The 18,355-nt window shown below is 47.5% G+C and carries 13 protein-coding genes and 1 pseudogene; 9 read left to right on the top strand and 5 right to left on the bottom strand.

The window, feature by feature from the left end; all coding sequences use genetic code 11:
• Positions 1-42: 42 nt before the first annotated feature.
• Positions 43-354, top strand: a pseudogene (locus tag SJI19_RS01930) (helix-turn-helix domain-containing protein); the annotation flags it as partial.
• 173 nt (positions 355-527) lie between these two features.
• On the opposite strand, the gene SJI19_RS01925 reads toward SJI19_RS01930, so the two are convergent.
• From SJI19_RS01925 to SJI19_RS01915, 3 genes are read right to left on the bottom strand one after another with little or no spacing between them, the layout of a single operon-like run.
• On the bottom strand, positions 528-2,957 hold the full coding sequence (locus SJI19_RS01925) for a virulence factor SrfC family protein (RefSeq protein WP_323476582.1): 2,430 nt from the start codon (positions 2,955-2,957) through the stop codon (positions 528-530).
• Entirely contained in the window at positions 2,954-5,938 is a 2,985-nt protein-coding gene (locus SJI19_RS01920; RefSeq protein WP_323476581.1) for a virulence factor SrfB, read from the bottom strand. Before SJI19_RS01920 ends, SJI19_RS01925 begins: the two co-directional genes overlap by 4 nt.
• 3 nt (positions 5,939-5,941) lie before the next feature.
• Positions 5,942-7,357, bottom strand: a complete 1,416-nt coding sequence (locus SJI19_RS01915) for an SrfA family protein (protein ID WP_323476580.1) — start codon at positions 7,355-7,357, stop codon at positions 5,942-5,944.
• A gap of 339 nt (positions 7,358-7,696) precedes the next feature.
• Between SJI19_RS01915 and SJI19_RS01910 the strand changes: the two genes are divergently transcribed.
• The 4 genes from SJI19_RS01910 to SJI19_RS01895 all read left to right on the top strand — a co-directional run bounded on the left by SJI19_RS01910 (position 7,697) and on the right by SJI19_RS01895 (position 13,600).
• Entirely contained in the window at positions 7,697-8,725 is a 1,029-nt protein-coding gene (locus SJI19_RS01910; protein WP_323476579.1) for a hypothetical protein, read from the top strand.
• 265 nt (positions 8,726-8,990) lie between these two features.
• Positions 8,991-9,908 carry an Rpn family recombination-promoting nuclease/putative transposase gene (locus tag SJI19_RS01905; RefSeq protein ID WP_323476578.1) on the top strand — a complete coding sequence of 306 codons (918 nt, stop codon included), beginning with the start codon at positions 8,991-8,993 and terminating at the stop codon, positions 9,906-9,908.
• 179 nt (positions 9,909-10,087) lie between these two features.
• Positions 10,088-11,110, top strand: coding sequence for a sugar kinase (locus SJI19_RS01900; RefSeq protein ID WP_323476577.1), 1,023 nt, complete (start codon positions 10,088-10,090; stop codon positions 11,108-11,110).
• A 558-nt stretch (positions 11,111-11,668) separates the two neighbouring features.
• Positions 11,669-13,600: a methyl-accepting chemotaxis protein gene (locus SJI19_RS01895; protein ID WP_416347485.1), complete on the top strand. Its 1,932-nt coding sequence runs from the start codon at positions 11,669-11,671 to the stop codon at positions 13,598-13,600.
• Positions 13,601-13,736: 136 nt separating this feature from the next.
• On the opposite strand, the gene SJI19_RS01890 is transcribed toward SJI19_RS01895, so the two are convergent.
• Together SJI19_RS01890 and SJI19_RS01885 are read right to left on the bottom strand one after the other, a co-directional pair.
• Positions 13,737-14,039, bottom strand: coding sequence for a VF530 family protein (locus SJI19_RS01890; protein ID WP_323476576.1), 303 nt, complete (start codon positions 14,037-14,039; stop codon positions 13,737-13,739).
• A gap of 219 nt (positions 14,040-14,258) precedes the next feature.
• Complete coding sequence (locus SJI19_RS01885) at positions 14,259-15,314, bottom strand: alkene reductase (protein WP_323476575.1); 1,056 nt, start codon at positions 15,312-15,314, stop codon at positions 14,259-14,261.
• Positions 15,315-15,597: 283 nt separating this feature from the next.
• Between SJI19_RS01885 and SJI19_RS01880 the strand changes: the two genes are divergently transcribed.
• The 4 genes from SJI19_RS01880 to SJI19_RS01865 all read left to right on the top strand — a co-directional run bounded on the left by SJI19_RS01880 (position 15,598) and on the right by SJI19_RS01865 (position 18,206).
• Positions 15,598-16,188 carry a hypothetical protein gene (locus SJI19_RS01880; protein WP_323476574.1) on the top strand — a complete coding sequence of 197 codons (591 nt, stop codon included), beginning with the start codon at positions 15,598-15,600 and terminating at the stop codon, positions 16,186-16,188.
• A 270-nt stretch (positions 16,189-16,458) separates the two neighbouring features.
• The gene (locus SJI19_RS01875; RefSeq protein ID WP_323476573.1) at positions 16,459-17,379 is read left to right on the top strand and encodes a LysR family transcriptional regulator; all 921 of its coding nucleotides are present in this window, start codon (positions 16,459-16,461) and stop codon (positions 17,377-17,379) included.
• Positions 17,380-17,507: 128 nt separating this feature from the next.
• On the top strand, positions 17,508-17,705 hold the full coding sequence (locus tag SJI19_RS01870; RefSeq protein WP_323476572.1) for a 4-oxalocrotonate tautomerase family protein: 198 nt from the start codon (positions 17,508-17,510) through the stop codon (positions 17,703-17,705).
• 96 nt (positions 17,706-17,801) lie between these two features.
• Complete coding sequence (locus SJI19_RS01865; RefSeq protein ID WP_323476571.1) at positions 17,802-18,206, top strand: cupin domain-containing protein; 405 nt, start codon at positions 17,802-17,804, stop codon at positions 18,204-18,206.
• Positions 18,207-18,355: the final 149 nt, after the last annotated feature.

The raw sequence follows: 18,355 nt of genomic DNA, 5'->3' as shown, positions 1-18,355 counted from the left end.
CATATTGTTAGTGCAGAGTGAGTTTTTATGGAGAACGTCTAGATGAATCAGAACACCATTATTAAAGATCTGATCGATTGGTTGGAAAACAATCTGGATAAATCATTATCCTTAGACCGTGTGGCCGCCAAATCAGGCTATTCCAAATGGCACTTGCAGCGTATGTTCCGTCAGGTTACCGGCGACGCATTGGGAACCTATATTCGTACCCGTCGCTTGTCACGCGCGGCGTTGGAATTACGCCAAAAGGATAACACTATCCTGGATATCGCGTTGCAAAGCGGTTTTGATTCTCAACAGTCATTCAGCCGGGCTTTCAAACGTCAGTTTAGTCAAACCCCTGGCGCTTATCGCTCGAAAATGACGTATGCATGTCGTCAGTGCGAGACGCGCGAAAGCGGTTTTGTTCCGGCAAAACGTCCAGCAGTGGCAGCGGAATTAACCTATTAATTTCCGATAAAACCTGTGAGCTGACCGTTAACGGGATATACGGCCAACGGAAATATCGTGCCGTTGGCCGCAAGCGGTTAAGATGAGGCGGGTTTCGCTGTGATAGGGGGGAAATGCGCCATGATCTTCCCTAGCGCTTGTTGGGCCGCGGGAGACAGGTCTTGTGCACCGGTATAACCGGCATTTTGAATGATCAGCGCTTTTAGTCCAACCAGCCAGTCATAAATATAAAAGGCCGTTGTATTCACTGGCGCCAATGACAGACGGGTCAAGCGCTGTGAGCTGCCCCAATCCTGTGGCGCAAGGGTCATTCGTTCAAATATTTTATGGCCGGGATTGACGATACTATCCGGACGTTGCGTGGTGTCTTTTCCTTGAAATCCCAACCAACCGATAAAGTCGCCTAGTACGGTGAGCACTTGCGCTACCTGTCTGTCGGCCTTGCTTTCAGCTTTGCCATCAGTTGCCATGGCTGCACCATCATTGGTCAAGGCGCGTAGTAATATCTTGCTGAGATCCAACCGATGAGCCGCCGTGATCAACTCCTCCATCAGCATTTCTAATTCGGCTTTGGTCAATCCAAGCAAGGCGGCCAACGGACCATTATCCGGCAGGCTTCGCAGATGATTGATCCAGTAATGCATTACTCGCCGCGCAAATGCCCGTTCATAGTCATAATGCGCGTCGGCACTGCCCGTTTGCCTGGCAGCTGTCGGCTGGCGTACCTCAGTCGGCTGCGCGTCGAGCAAATCGATAAACAAGCCCACACCGAAACTGGAATTATCCGTTAACGGTGAGGTTTCAGCACCCGGATCTTGCACCTGCAGGTAGAGTGGCGCATCAGGAGAATGTAAATACAGTGGACGCAGATTATCGCGGGTGGGCAGCAGTTTCTCCAGCAACTCCCCATGCACGCCGGCGCGGGTTTGCAGTATTTTAAGCAAGGTTTCCGCAACCCGTGTTTTTGCTGCACTGTCGGCTTCTTCGGCAGATTGGTACCAGCGACCCAGTAGATTGTCCGTAAGCTCTCGCCGTAACTCGGCAAACCGATCGCTGAGGCGGGCACATTGGGTCGCACGGCTCAGTTCGACGGACACATAGTCCGCCATGCGATCCAGACCTCCGGCATCCAGCGTCAACATGCTACCCCAGGCGTCGCCTGGTGAACCCACCAAGCGTTGCACTGCCGCATCGTGCTGCCGGGCTTGGCTACTCTGTGGGTCAAAGGGGGTCAGTACCCAGATCAGCCCCGGTTTATGACCTTTGCGGCTAAGCAGGGTTTCACCTTGGGTCTGTTGGACCCAATAAGCCAACGCACGGCCAACCTGCTTGACCGCCGATTTTTGACCGGCGGCGTTGCATACCATGAGTAAGCCAAGTTCCTGGCGATCGGTATAGCGCGCCAGTAAATAAGCTCGCTTGGCCTGCGCTAGGGTTTTCTCCGACAGTGGGGTAGGCTTGCCATCGTGCACATCGGTCCCGCCAAGGTTATCACCAGGGAAATCGACGAGATCGATGTGTTCAAACTTGGGCCGCTGGCAAGAACCCTGTAGCGGAACCCGCAGCTCAGCTGCCAGCGCCCATACCAAGGCAGCGGACAATGCTACCGGCTGACTCTTCTGTTTTGTCAATAACGGCCGCACCAGAAGCTCGTCGTTTGACACGAGGTCCCGGGATAAAATCTTCAGCGGCGCCTGCACGCTGGAGGCACCATGCAGCTTATGCAGCGTGTGAGCTAATTGCCGGTATGTCGTGGTAAGTTCAACGTCTTCGCCCCATAACAACGAGAACAAGCGTGCGCGATCGTCGACGAGCAAAAAAGGTGCCAAGTCGATCGCGGCTGGCCAAAAACGATCGTTAAACCAAGGTTCCTGGCGTTGACTACCTTGGCGGTCCAAATAATCCCATAACGCCACCATATCATCGCCGCTGATACCGGCTAACGGTTCCGACTGGCGTAGTAGCCGCAGTGAATCGAGTCGATCGTCGCAAACTTGTCGATCCAGCGCGATCCCGGGTCCGGTGCGGCTAAGATCAACAGTGGCCAATATTTTCGCGACCTCAATTTCCTCAAGCAGTTGCAAATGCACTGGATAGTCTGGATCCAAGGTCACGGCCTGGCGGCTAAAGCGGGTAACCACTACGCCCGGCAGTTGGCCGGTCATCCAAGGCATAACCTCAGTCGATTCGACGTCAAGCGCCGTCTTGATGGCGCCATTTTCATCGGCAGCCAGCGCAGAGATAAGATGGATTTTCCCCGGCTGCGACTGGCCGTAAAATCCTAAGGACAAGGGGGCTAATGTCGCATTAGAAAACGCAAGCGCATGAATTCGCGCGCGACGCAATTTGATGCACAATCCCTGAGCTTCTATATCCAGGCGAGGCGCTTCCAGTCGAGTATTTTCGACCCAATCTATACCTTGACCAATGCCTTGTGTCATAAGCCGCAGCGGTTTGAGCAGCTGGTTTTGCCGGGCGGAAGGTGAGGCTAAGGAGGGTGATTTCATTTGTTGTATATGCTCCCGCTGTCTATCCAGTAATACGTTTCGCCTAAGGCACTTTCCGCCAGAGTATTCAGCTTGAGTTGCAAATGATGCAATGGGACTTTTCCGCCATCCTCAAGCCGGGCCTCGGCGATGACCAGACGCTCTGGCTCATCCAGGGTATCGCCATGAACCAACGCCAGCTTGACCTGCAATGTGCTATTGCCGGACACCCGCCGGGCTAATTGTTGGTCAACAATGGATAACATATACAGCGGCGATGCGGGCCAACGTTCGTTGTCCAACTGTCGAAACCCGAGACACAAGGTACCACGCATTTGAAAGCTGTTTTTTCGATCCAGAACAAACGTCGGGTCGTCCAGATCGATATCCTGATAATAAACATTATCAATGCTCAGGATATTATTGCTGTCAAGCATGCCCAGATAACGTACGGTTGAGTAAGGTTGAAACTCGCCCGCTTTGAAATAGAAGCCCGGCAGCCGAAGATCGAGCGCGAGCAAACACAACATGGCGCCAACCGCCGCGGTGGATTTTGGATTTTCTATGCGGCCATGCTGGTTAAAGGGATACCAATCGCTGGTGTGATAACCGTCCAGTGACACAATCCGACCAATCGGCAATGGCTGTAAGTGGCGAAACAGCGCCTGAATGCCGGGAAAACGCGACGGGCGTCCGGTAAGCAGGAGTACATCACAGGCGTAAACCGCGACCACTTCGGACAGTGAACGCAGCGCCCGGGTAATGCTCATGCCGGTGGCGAGAAATTCACCATGCAGTTTGCTCAATGGCAAAATCAGCGGTACCTGCAGCAAAGAAAACGCGGCGGCGTCCGCTGGCAATTCGCGCTGAACTGCGGCGTTAATATAGTCCAGGACACCCGGCGTGGGTACCTGAGTTAATAATTCGCCGAAGGTGTTCTCAATTTCCGCATTGATATCTAAAGGATCATAGCGTTCATAGTGTTGCAGGATACATTGGCCGATGGGCTTAAAAATTTGCAAAGTAGCCTGTTGCCGTAAAGCCGTTTGCCCACTGATCCGACCGTCTCGGCCAAACAATTTGGTCATCACCAGGTCCGGACTGGCCACGCCGGCCTGTTTTATAGCCAGTTCTAACGCCGGCAACACATAGAGTTGGATAACTTCCAGCAGAATATCGTCACCGGCAACTTTAAATCCCTCACGGAATAACAGTCGTGGCGTGATCTTAACATTACTACCGATACCATCATCGAGCCGGAATTGCGTAATAGCCAGGTCGGTGGTGCCACCGCCTATATCAATAGACGCGATGCGCAGACTTTTACCCGGCGACTCTCCCTCTAAAGGAAGGGAATCCGGCCTGGACATACCCGCAAAAAACGACTCGGTGCGGCCACCAAAGTTCATCTGGGTTTCATTATACAAATAAACCATTTGGCCGCAGGTTGCTTCATCCCACTCCATTTGTACCTCGGGTACCGGTACCTGGCTTTTAACGCGATCGGCCGGGGTGCTAAAATCCTCATCCATCGGATGCCAACCCATTGCTTTCCAAACCAGGCCAATGGCCTCCTTCATCCGCTTAAGAAAGATGCCTCGCTCGGGTTTGGTCATTGCAGAGGGTAGGGTAAGAACAATCGTGCGCAGTTGCCTAGGGACCGTGCCGCGCGGCATTTTCAGTCGCTGAGCCACGCTGTTTATCTGCATCAAAGCTTGTGCCAGCAGTTCGGACAGCATAAAAGCCATCAGAGAGCTACGACTGTAGTGAGGCGAAAATACCGGTAAACGCTCATCCAGCGGCAGACTGAACAGTGGCTGCCCTTCATCGTTTAGCAAATTGGTCAATGGTGCCGCGATGGCCAAGGGTTCCCGAACGTCAGATTTTCCATGATGACTAAACCGCCATCCGGCGGTATAACCCTCCTCGTCCCACAGATAGCGGCGCGGACTGGAAATTCCCGACGATCCCAAGATGCCACTGCGCGCCGCGGCCATACGGCAGGCTTCCCGGCCCACACGACTAATGGAGGGCCAGATAAAGGCATCGTCACGACCGCTTTCCATGGAGAAGTTTGGTTTACCAAAGCGAGCCATAGCAAACTCAACGCGGCTATCAAACAATTCATTATAGAGATAATGAGGTTGGTCCAGATCGCGGACTTGCAGTTCGTAGGTTTGCTCCAGTCCATTGATTTCGTCCGCATGATCTTCGACCAGAATGCCACAGGTATGGGAGTTACCCACATCCAGAATCAGGTCTACATTCACCGCTGGCGCCTGCAGCGTTTGTGCGACGATTTTGACTTCCGGGACCGACAACTGTGTGCCCAGCATAGCCAATAAATTCAAATAATGTGCTTGGTATTCAAAGCTTCTGAGCGCGGCGGCTATATCACGTTCGTGACGTTGTTCAATACCTGCCGCCTGCTGAGTGAACACTTCCCTTAACCAACCGTCGACCCAGGTATGATCTAAAAAACGCCCTAAATCTTCACTATGATGCACCACGGCAAAATTGACGCCGGTTTTAGCATCATGCTCCGTCGGGGCCAGCGTTTCATCAACGCTGTCCACCGGATAGGTCTTGGTATCAAAAGCAATACACACGCGGTGAGTTGCACCGTTTTGATCGGGCGCATCCAAGGCCAAAACCTGCACTCGAGCCCAGTTATCGGGCCCATGAGTAAACGTACGTGGCGGGTTGAAGCGGAAAAATGGCAACGGCAGCCATATTTTATCCAGCAATCGCAACGAGTGTTCCAGTGCAAAGCTAAACTCGGGCCTGACTAATTCCGGCGGCCGGCCGGCGGGCACCGGAACCGAGTATTTACCACTAAGCACGTTGTAATTAAGCCGTAGCAGCGGCCCATTAGCGCTTTGGCGCACAAATTTACCAGGTAAATCGTCATGTTGTGGCGTGATGGAAAAATCCAGAAATTGAACGCCACTATTTTGGACCAGGGTAATGCTTGATGGGTAATCTGTGATGGTCGCCAGCATAACTTACTCTTTCTCACGCTTTATGGTCATGGGAAACGCGGTCTCAGCGTTGTAACTGCCGGTACAATCGGTGGTGCCGTTCTCGTCCCGCGTACAGGTAATTTCCGGCATTCGGTAGCGAGAACCATCGCTACACTTAGCCTTAATACGGCTATTGATCACCAGATTGCCTGATGGCATAAAGCCGGCGCGGGTATTTGTCCGGCAGGTTATGCCAGCACCATAGATAATTTTTACCGTGCCATGACCCTGTTTAAACTGATATGTCAGGCTTGGTTGTTTGCCGGTGAGCGGATCTTGAACATCCAGGATCCCCCGCCAGGTACCATTAAGAAAATCGATCGAGCCTCTTTTCATCGCATCGGCGGACAGCGACAAGGAATTTTTACTCATTGGCACCGCGGCCTTCTCGGCATCGGTATGTTTCGGTGGCGTATCGGCTGGCTTGATACGTGTTTGAGGTATCGTGGCCGCCGTGGTCTGCTTCATCTCTGATTGGGTGGATTGATTTACGCCCGCTGACACCGTATTTGTCGATGGCGGTACTGGTAACGTGGCCGCCGAAGCAGCTGACGAAACCTTATCGCCGGAAAATACGTCGGAATGCGCGTTCATCGACGCGGGTACTGGTGTGGTGACGGCCGTTGATATGGGACGATTTTTCGGCGGAAGACGCGTTAGAGGGGATTCCTGTGGCGCAGGTTCCTTCCCAATAATCCAAGCACGAACCTGCAGCACAAGAAATAACAGCAGCATAATACCCGCCAACCAGACGAAATAACGGCGAAAACGCCAGATAGATTTAGCCGTAGCAGGGGGTAATATTACTGCAGTCGTTAGGTCAGGGGCAACATCTTGACTGGCGAGAGTAATAGGGGGCGCCTCAAGCTCAGGTTCATCACTGAGCGTATCAAAGGAAACGTGTAACGCTTCCTGTGGCGGCGTTCGTAAACTGGCCAACGCATCTTGGGATAATTTGTGTTGCGGGCTAATGAACCCCCAGAAAGTGATAACCGGTTTTTCCCCTACCAAATAAACATAATTATGGTCTGGAAACCGAATAGCATTAGCCAATAGCGCGCCAAATAATTGCCTGGCGGTTTTATCAGCATTGAGCGCCCTTTGGCTGATGTCCGCAGCCATGGCTAAACAATCCTCCAACTGGCTTAGCGCCGTTGCACGTTGCGCCATGTTGGCTGCTCCCCAAGACATTACCTTACCGTTTATGGGCGAGTACCAGTCTATGCGATCCCCGGTTTCATTCGGTTGGGGAATCGCTAAACAATCCGCTATCGCTTGATTGCGCGTTAACCTTAGACTTTCCCGGATCTGCAGTGCCGAGGCATAGACCGGTTGGCCATTTTCGCCTAATGCAAAAATATCATCCAGACTGCCGCTACGTAAAAAGAGTTTTGCCACGCAATAGGAACCCTGTGTCATCGATTTTGGGGCAGAAAATAAGGTCTTATCTGCTATTGCAGCTACTTTAAAGCGTCACTAGGCAAATCAAACGCTGAAACAAAGGGTAAAAAAGGCGAGTATTCGTTCTTTATACTGGTTCCATAGCAAAACTGTCGATTTTTTCACCATTGAGATGACTGCCGATCGCCCAGGTCGGGAGAGCCGTTTTACCCTACATAATAGACATTTTTACTCGGTACTGAACCGTCGTAAACCATTGGTTTGAAATGTATTGGTTATAATAATGCCTAGAAGTGCCACTTACATCCCAACCCCGTATGGACAAAAAGGAACATCATGCCGGTAGTCAATATGTTAGCAACCCCATTAAACGGCTTTACCAAAAATAATGCTATTGAAATCAGTGATACAGACCTTTTTTTTTACGATCAAAAGATTAATTTTATGGAAAAAACCATTGGATTCTTAGATGGGGCAATGAGTGAGACTGACTTTATTCTCAATTTTAATAAAAACTATTCAAAACATAAAATGGCGCCACTCTTTACTCAACAACAATCCTCCCAGTTTGAGCAGTTATTCCATATATTAACCGAAGTTGTCTTGCTTGATAGCAGCACTGATCTTTCCCAAATAAATAGCCATCATATAATGATGGCAAGACAGATAATCAATGATTTTTGTACTGAAATGACTAATGATATTTATGCAAAGTTATTTGATGAACATATAATAAAGAATGGCAAAAAAAACCTCTCGATTTATCAAGAAAAATATGACCTATTACAGGTCGCTTATGTACAATCTCAGCTCCTTATGATTAAAAGCAGTGATGCCGATTGGGAAGAATACGCATTATCATGTGAGGTATTTGATAATATAAAAAATTTCCTAAAAAGTGCATGTTGCAGACTGACCGAAGAATATAAAATACGTTACAATGTCACGTATTGTGATATCTTATATGCCTTTCAATGTTGCCAATATAATTTTGCTCATTCGTTGTTGTATCGACAGGTTGCCAAACCTTTAGATATAAATAATATTGACTATTACACTATCGTTGAAAATAAAAAACAGCGAGTCCCGGAGCAAGTCGCTTATGCGATAGCTAATTCGGAAAATGCGTTGAGGTTATGTCAAACATCATTAGCTAATGATGTGATCAATCAAGAAGATAAACTACTCTCTGCTGCACGTTTTTTGAAAAATTTTTATGACATTTATCTAATTTATATAGAAAAAACATCACATTCATTCTGTGAAGATGCATTTATTGATGTAAAAGGACAGGCAAAAATAGCTGTTGATGAATACAATTTATTCATCCCTGATGAAGTAAAAATGGATTTGCAGTTGTTGTAAGAGATAAGCATCACCTGCAAATATCACCCCCTCGTCGTTTATCTATTTTGATTCAGGGCCATTTTCAACTTCAGGCATGGTTATGAATTTTTCGCTGAGGGGTGTTGCCCTTAATACCGATGTTGCAATCTGAATCGCACAATTTATGCAAAAGTGAAATTATGTGTATTTGAAATGTGATCCGCTTTGCTAAATTTAGAAGGTGGTATTTGTAGGTTGGTCTTTGTTTATAATCTGTGGAGTTTTTCTCTGATAAATTTAGGGGATGAAAACATACCCAACACCACATGATTCTTTATTTAAAAAGTTTTTTAGCGATGTCGACATTGCCCGTGACTTTCTCAGTATACATCTGCCGCCTTCGTTGAGGGAACTGTGCGATTTTAGCTCACTCGCCGTCACGGCATGCACATTTGTTAACGATGACCTTGGCACACAGCATTCAGATATGCTTTACAGTCTGAAAACCTCATCAGGTCCAGGTTATATTTACTGCTTAATCGAGCATCAATCACGGCCAGATAAGTTGATGGCATTCAGGCTGATGCGCTATAGCATCGCCGCGATGCAATACCATTTAGACCAGGGACACAAAACGGTACCTCTGGTGATACCTATGTTATTTTATCATGGAAAAAAAACGCCTTATCCTTATAGTACCTGTTGGTTTGATTGTTTCCACGATCCCATGAGGGCCAGAGAGGTTTACAACGAGGTATTTTCCTTAGTTGATTTGACAGTCATTTCTGATGAGGAAATTAAAACGCATAAAAAAGTGGGTGTACTTGAATATATACAAAAACATATATGGCAAAGAAATTTTGCTCACTGCCTGCAAGATTTTATCCATCTGCTTGAGATTTCATCACTCACCAAAGAACAAGTTAAATCGTTGTTAAACTATTTGGCGATTAAAGCTAATATTATTGACACGAAAGGATTCATCGATAAGCTGGTTGAAAATGCACCTGATCATAGGAAGGAAGTGATGACTATTGCTGATTATATGGAACAACAGGGTTTACAGAAAGGCTTACAGAAGGGCTTACAAAGGGGACGCGATGAAACCCGTGTTGAAATTGCTCGTAACCTACTATCCATGGGCATGGAACCGTTGGCAATAACGCATTCCACCGGACTCACGGAAAGTGAACTGGCCGCTCTACGCAGCAAGGCGTCTTAACCAGAACCGCCTGAGTTGCGAGATGAGTTTGCCTATGTCGCTCGGCATCACGCCTGTTATGTGTAGGCTACGACCTGTGATTGGGACATCATTGCCTAATAGCAAACCCAAGAAAATGACTTCAAATACGTTGGGCTTGTTATACAATAACCCCATTGGAATAAACATGGAGTTAGGCAATGAAAGTATTAACGTTCGGCGAAATGATGCTGAGATTGAAACCGTTGGGCAGCAATCGTATTATGCAGTCTGACGTTTTTGAAGCGACTTATGGCGGCGCAGAGGCAAATGTAGCCGTTTCTTTAGCGCTGCTGGGTAACGATGTTGCCTACTTGACTAAGTTACCCTCCAATTTACTGGGGGAAAGCGCGTTGTCTACCTTGCGTAAATTTGGTGTAGATACCGCCAAAGTGTTACGCGGGGGTAACCGTTTAGGCATCTATTTCTTTGAAAAAGGTGCCAGCGTTCGCTCTTCCAACGTGGTTTACGACCGTGCAGGCAGTGCCTTCGCTGAGGTTAAACCCACTGAATTTGATTGGGCCTCACTTTTCCAAGACGTTGATTATTTTTATTTCTCTGGGATTACACCCGCGATCTCCGATGAGTTGGAACAGATCGTCACCACTGCGTGTGCTTATTGCAAGGCGCACAACATACCGGTGGTCTGCGATATGAATTATCGTGGCAAAATGTGGTCTCCTGAAAAAGCCCAACAGGTTATGTCGAAATTAATGAATTATGTTTCGATTTGCATTGCCAATGATGAAGATTTTGAAGCGACCTTAGGCATTAAGGCTTTTGACGGTGATATGTCCCGTGGTATCGAGCAAATGGAAGCATTCAAAGCGGGTATGCTTGCGGTAACCCAAAAGTATCCAGGCTGTAAAGTTGTCGCCAGTGTATTACGTAACATCCATTCTGTAGAAGAGAGTCAGTGGATGGGACTGATGCTGAAAGACGGACAATTTTATGAGTCCATTAGTTACAATATGCACGTGATGGAAGGCGTCGCCGCAGGCGATGCTTTTGGCGCGGGTTTAATGCACAGTATGCTGCATGAATTTTCTACTCAGGAATGGATCGATTTTGCTATCGCCGCCAGCGTGTTAAAACTGACCGTCAGCGGTGATTTAAATCTGGTTCAGGAATCTGACATTCGCGCGGTGATGAAAAAAGGCGGCGGTGCTAGCCTCAGCCGCTAAAAATTTTAACCCTTACCACATTATTAATAATGTGGTAGACCGAGGGGCGGTTTTAATAAATTCCGTTTTACCCTTACCCTTATCGAGTGCCGATGGGGTAAAACGGAAAGACGGACACCCTTTGCTTAGCGGCTGTTTTATTCCTAACATTCCTTTAAAAATAACAACGATAATAATAAAATATTTGTTTAATATGGTTGCGTACAATTATTTCACTTTTTAATGCGACCGACGTTTCGCCACTTGGTGAACCGAATATGCAAAACTGTTTATTTGAAGCCCATTATGATTTTATCAATTTATGCTGCATTCTTTTTTTTCATGATTTTCAGGAAACAATAAAACTTTATCGATATTTTTCCAATATTATTGAGAAATGTGACATATGTCGCATTCACATGATATTTAAATAATAATCTATCATCTACCGATAACAAATAAAGACATACTGCCGATAACTATTATTTAAAATACGGCAATATCAGCGGTTTAAGATAAAGGTTAATAACCGCATGGTTGATTTACTTTTTTGTCAATTACGATAGGGACAATGAAATCATGGGTATTCTGTCAGTTTTTCGATCCGAAAATAAACCAGCCAGTGGTGTATTTGACAGTGGAAATTTGCCCACATCCCTCAAATCTTTGGGTATTGCGGATAAGGCAGGTCTATTGCTGGCCTTCATACCACCCGAGGCTAATTTTGCCAAAGTTCACGGCGGACTACAGCGATTGGCAACAACGAATAGAACGGTATTGAGCTTGTCATCTACCGGCGCACTATGCAGCCAAGCTGGTGCATCAACCTATTGCGATATGGCGGGGCCGCAAGGCAGTTGGTTATGGTTGCCACAAACGCTGATTTCCCACCATGAAGTCCATTCGGTAGACTTACATGTCCAGGATAAAGCGAATGTACGTCAGCGAGTCGAGGCTATTCGCCAAGAACTCGATAGAATACGCGTCAAGATGCCATTGTCGTCTGACCGAACATTCGCGCTAATCTATTGTGATGGGCTGGCGGCTTGTGAAGGTTTTCTGATGCAAGCATGGTATGCCAGCGGCCGTTTTCCATGTTTAGCTATTGGCGGTTCGGCCGGTGGTTTGCTTGATTTCAGTGCCACCCATATCGGCATTGGTAATGCTGTACTGCAAGGTAAGGCGGTACTGGTATTTTGCCGGATGGCTAAAGGTAAATCCTTTGCACCGTTTAAGAGCCAGAATTTCGAGCCGACATCGCAAAGTTGGCTCGTTGCCGAGTCCGACCCCATTACGCGCACTGTGACGTCGCTATTTGATGAGAAGGGCCGTCCGCAGCCAATTAACGCCGTTTTGGCCAAATATTTCAACTGCGAACCTGCGCAGATCGGCCAGAAGTTGGAAGGGAAAACCTTCGCGATTAAAGTAGATGATGAATATTATATCCGCTCGGTTGCCACATTGCAGACCGATCGCATCAGTTTTTTCTGTGATTTGGAATTTGGCGATCGATTGTATCTACTCCAGTCCACCGACTTTCTTACTACTACCCAAGGTGATTGGAAACGTTTTATTGCCGATAAGGGCAAACCCTCGGCATTGTTGCTCAATGATTGTGTCCTTCGACGGGTAGGAAATGCCGCCAGTCTGGCTAAAGCGCATTTTTTTGACAATGTACCGGCTGCGGGTTTTTCCAGTTTCGGTGAGATCTTCGGTGTTCCCATCAATCAAACCCTGTCAGCCTTGGCATTTTTCGACCATGATGTTAAAGCTATGTCACTCTTCCCTATTGAATATGCTGCGTATTCTGGCCATTATGCTTTGCGGGCGTTGCGTCGCTGGCAAGCATTACATGCTTTACAATCCAATGTTATCGACCATGTTGTGGACTACCAACAAGAGCTGAGTCCGTTGCTGACTGCGTTGCCGCAGCTAGAAAACGCTACGATGCGTCAAACTGAGACACTTGCACTGGCAGAATCCAGCATTCGATCCATAAGTGATGCGGCTATTCGAACCCGTGCTGCGCAAGACCGGCTGGAAAATGAGCTTAATGCTCTGGAAAAAATTTCTCATGGCATAACAAAAATCACCAGTGGGATCAGTGCTATCGCCGATCAGACCAACCTACTGGCCCTTAACGCCGCCGTTGAAGCGGCTCGGGCAGGAAGTGCAGGGCGAGGATTTGCCGTTGTTGCTGACGAGGTCCGGCGATTGGCTCGATCGGCCAAAGAACAGGCGGACGCCACAACACAAAACATTGCCGAGGCGGCAGATACCATATCTCGAATACGCACTGTTGCTCTGGAAACTATCGGTACCACTCAGGATATGGCCGATCAGAGTATTTCTGCCGCTGAACAGATTGCGCTAATGGGTTCCGAAACCAGCAAGGAGCGGAGCAATGTGAAAACAAATCTGGGCCGGTTAAACGATCTCACCAAAGGCATGGATGCTATGCATGACGCGGTTGAACAACTGACGACGCTGAAACATTTGGCCTCATCTTAATGGGTAGGTTATTTTTTGCCGAGCCATGGTGCTGTGAACAACGTACATTTTTGGGTGGTGTTGCGTAATCACAGGACCTGTATTGATCGTTTTAGCCGGGCAGGGAACCATTGCTTTTTGCGGGGTTGATCGTTATTTATTCTGAACGTGGAGCCTCTTTATTTCCATGCCAATGGCTCCACGGACCGCCGGTAGGACTATTCGTTTTACTGGTTTCCAGCTCGCTTAATAAATCAAGATACAGTGCTTCAACTTCTGCGCGCGCCCACGGTGTCCGACGGAGAAACTTCAGGCTGGATTTGACGCTGGGATCGTTTTTAAAACAATTAATGTTAACGCGTTTGGCGAGTTCTGCCCATCCAAAATGAGTCACCAGTTCATTCACCAGCATTTCCAACGTTTTTCCATGCAAAGGATCTTTTGAGGGTGAGGTATTCATATTGGGTCCAGTCACGTTAGAACGATGGGCATACCAAACGGGCTATGAAAGCGTTCAACACGTTAGCACATTCTGCAAACTGATCCTATAGAGATAGACGGCCGCCGTTATCACGGCGGCCGTTCAGCCTACGGTGATGGCTAGCGGACGCCAATCTGATCCACCGTTAGTGGCTATGGGTTGGTACTCTATAGCAATATAAAATGAAGCAATTTCTATTTATGCTAGGGCAGGGTAGTCAGTATAACCGACGCCACCTTCGGCATAAATTGTCTTGTTGTTGAGCGGATTAAGCACGGTATTGTCCTTAAAGCGCCTGACCAGATCCGGATTGGCGATATAGAGGTTACCGAAAGCTGCCGCATCGGCTTGACCTTGGCTAATCAACGCTTCGGCTGATGCTTTGGTCAACCCATCATTAGCAATCCAAGCGCCAGAAAAAATCTTTCTTAACTGTGGACCAAAACGATCCGGGAAATCCAATGCTTCACGGGCAAAGATAAAGGCTAAATGACGTTTATTGAGTTCTTCAACCACATAACCAAACATAGCCCGAGGATCAGAATCCTGCATTGAATAAGAATTAGACATCAAATTGAGGTGCACACCGAACTGGTTTGCTGGCCAAATGGCTAATAATGCATCAACGGTTTCCAGTAGGAACCGAGCCCGATTGGCAATGGAACCACCATATTGATCGGTACGTAAGTTCGATCCGTCATGCAGAAATTGATCAAACAAATAACCATTGGCTGCATGGATTTCTATCCCATCAAAGCCAGCGCGCTTGGCATTTTGGGCTCCGCGCCGAAAATCATCTACGATGCCAGCAATTTCTTCCGTCGCCAATGCCCGAGGTACCTCATAGGGTTTTAGCGGCCGCAGTACAGAAACGTGACCTTCAGGAGCGATGGCGCTGGGGGCCACCGGTAAGTCGCCGTTCAAATATGCGGGATCTGATATACGTCCTACATGCCATAACTGAATGACCATTTTTCCGCCGGCCTGGTGTACCGCATTGGTCACCTCGCGCCAGGCGGCGACTTGTTTTTCCGACCATATGCCGGGTGTATTCGGATAACCCACACCCTGGGGGGATACTGACGTCGCCTCGGTGAAAATCAGTCCGGCGCTTGCGCGTTGCACATAATATTCTTTGGTTATTGCGCCGGGGCTGCGTTGGTCAACAGCCCGCATCCGAGTCAAGGGGGCCATAATGATACGATTGCTCAATTCTAGGGCCCCGAGGCTAAGCGGTTCATACAATGTTGGCATAAAATTTGTCCTATCGATATCAATGATATTTGACTGATTTTAGCGCGTTTTTGTTGTTTGTGGTGTTACTGTCCGTGCTACGAGTCACTCTCATCATACCCGGAGATACCTGGGGCCAATGCACTATTAAAAATAGACGGAAGCAAATATATGCCGTCGGCATGGAGCTGATACCTCAACAACAGATTCTTCTCAGTTCAGGGTTGATGCATTCATCTCAATATCTATATCTGTTATATTGGCGACCCAGATCACAAAATATACTAGAGGATGATAACGCCATATGAATAACCGTTTCACCCTGGCCTGCATTGCTGCCGTATTGACGCTAGTAGGTTGCGCTAAACACTCAATAGTGAAGCCTGTAGCAGATTTTTCTACTGGCGATACGCTGGTTATTGTGACTCATGTCCCTGCTCTTACTTCAGACGGTACACCTTTATTTGTTACCGTTGATGGCAAAAATGTTGGCGGATTAGCCAAGGGAAAAAGCGTAGAGCTGCATATCCCTGCTGGCAAGCATGATATTGGGGGCTATGCACGATCACTGTTTGGCCTAGTCACTATTCCATCTGTGCAGGTAACCACCAAAACCGACAGGATTAAGCATGTTCTTTATACAGTGGTTCATAGGAAAACGGTATTTACAGAAGTAAAAGACATCCCGAACCCACAGCCCCAAGAAATAGCAGCGATAACCACCGCACCGGCCGCAACGATAACGATAATACCGGCCTTGCCCACAGTCGCGGCGATAACCACAACACCGGCGATAACCACAACACCGGCAATAACCACAACACCGGCAACAACTATGGCACAGGCAACAACTATGGCACAGGCAACAACTACGACACCGGTTCCGACAAACTAAACATAAATAGTTGCTGTGTATAGTAGAAGGACTCTAGCTGGGGTCCGCTTGTAAAACGGAAATATCCCACGCTAAGACTTTTTTGTATGGTCGATGTTTGCATCTAATTTAACCCTCTGAACTTTCGTTTCTTTATTTGTAATCAGGTACCACGTTGAAATTCTCACCTGATTAACTCGCGTGGATAGTGCCAGATGGATTTCCTTTCGTTCACTGTACCGGTCGTTTTCGCTAAAGTGTCTGCATGAAGGTTTAAGGAGAGTTCCACATATGATCACCACGCCTGCCTCGGTAGAATCTTTCCGCAGCATTATTCATTTTGTGACAGCCGCGAATTTTCTAAGCTTTACGGAGGCGGCCGGTCAGCTTGGGATTTCAAAATCCGCGATTGGAAAGAGCATTACTCAGCTGGAGCAAAATCTGGGGACCACGCTTTTTCATCGTACTACGCGGAAAATCAGTCTGACCACTGAAGGTGAGGCTTATCTTGCCAGCTGTTTAAATGCACTTGAAACGCTGCAAGTTGCTGAAAATTCATTACGTTCAAAAATGACGGAACCTTCAGGAACGGTCAGGATTGACATGCCAGCAGCATTTGGGCGATCCGTAATGATGCCCATCCTGCTTGATATGGCTGAACGCTTCACGCAGTTAAAATTTACCATCACCTTCAATGACAAAATTATCGACCCATTGGATGTCGGCTTCGATTTGGCGATTCGCTTTGGTCCAATGAAAGATAGCGCGGACCTGGTTGCCAAAAAACTTAATGAACAGCATTTGGTATTTGCGGCCTCACCGGCTTATCTCGAAAGATACGGCACGCCAAAGACGCTTGAAGATTTAACGCAGCACCGCTGCATCATGGCCTGGCGCGGGGGAAGACCGTTAAGTTGGCTGGTCAGGAAAGCAAAAGAAGATGTGCGGATTAATCCGGCGCCATTTCATCAAATTAGCGATGGTGATGCGATGATGGATGTTTGTGTATCAGGTGCCGGAATTATTCAATTTCCCGAATTGCTGTTAAGACCCTATGTGCATAAAGGGGAGCTGATTTTGATTCTTCCAGAACTGATCCCCCGTGCTACCGAGCTGAATGTGATCTGGCCAAGATCACGCCACTTGCTGCCGGGTGTTCGTTTTATTATTGACCAACTTTCTGTGTTATCAGAACAAAATGTCTTCAGTTGATTGACGAAATAAATTCTACACTAAGTGCACTTTTAGGCTGTTTATCAACTTTTGAGGTGGAGTTAATATGTTCTCAAGGTCAGGTAGACCTGACAACACAGTTAGCTCAACCTTAATGAGGATATACCATGCCAGTCGTTAATATTCAGATGTTTGAAGGCCGTGATGAAGCTAAAGCAGCAATCGCGAAAGCAGTAACTGATGCTATCGTCACTGAAGCGAAAGTTGACCCACAATACGTCTACGTTATTTTCAATGACGTTAAAACTGAAAACTGGGCTATTTCAGGCGAACTCTTTTCTGAAACATTGAAAAAAATGAGCTAACCCTCTTTGTTTAGCCGCGTATTTTGAACACACCGCTGTCGACTCAGACAGCGGCATCGTTCTCTCCGATTCAAGCTCATTTTAAAGGAGTATCCGATGACAACTTCAACTAATGAAAATAATACAGCAACCTCTGAATATGAATCAGAAGGCGTTGAATCAGTCGAACTGGTAAAAAGTGGTAGTGCCTGGAATGGCAAAAGTTATGATAAATACCCGGAAGGTAAACCCTGTCTGACGGTAATGAAAATGCGCTTTGAGGCAAAGACTGCCTTACCCTGGCATACTCATCCCATGCCCAATGTTGCCCATATCATTTCCGGTTCTTTAACTATTGAAGACAAGGAGACGGGCGAGAAGCACGAGTTTAAGGCAGGAGAGGCTTTCAACGAATCAGTAGGCGATGTTCATCGCGGTTACACCACTGATGAACCTGTTGAAGTTGTCGTGACTTATGCGGGTGTGGAAGGCCAACCGTTATCTGTGCCTTATCAGGCATAGAGAATCCAATAAATTATTATTGTTTCGAAATTAAATGGTTTAAGATTTATTATGAAACTTTACGTTTACAGAATTTGAACATGGCAGTTCAAGGCACTATTTCAGCGAGAAGAAAGAATCAGTATTTGGCGGTTTCACAGCCTTGATGG

It is taken from the genome of Acerihabitans sp. TG2, from assembly GCF_035013185.1.
Classification (GTDB): domain Bacteria; phylum Pseudomonadota; class Gammaproteobacteria; order Enterobacterales; family Enterobacteriaceae; genus Acerihabitans.
Note: the sequence above shows the minus strand (reverse complement) of the source record. Positions and strands in the feature narration are given on the sequence as shown.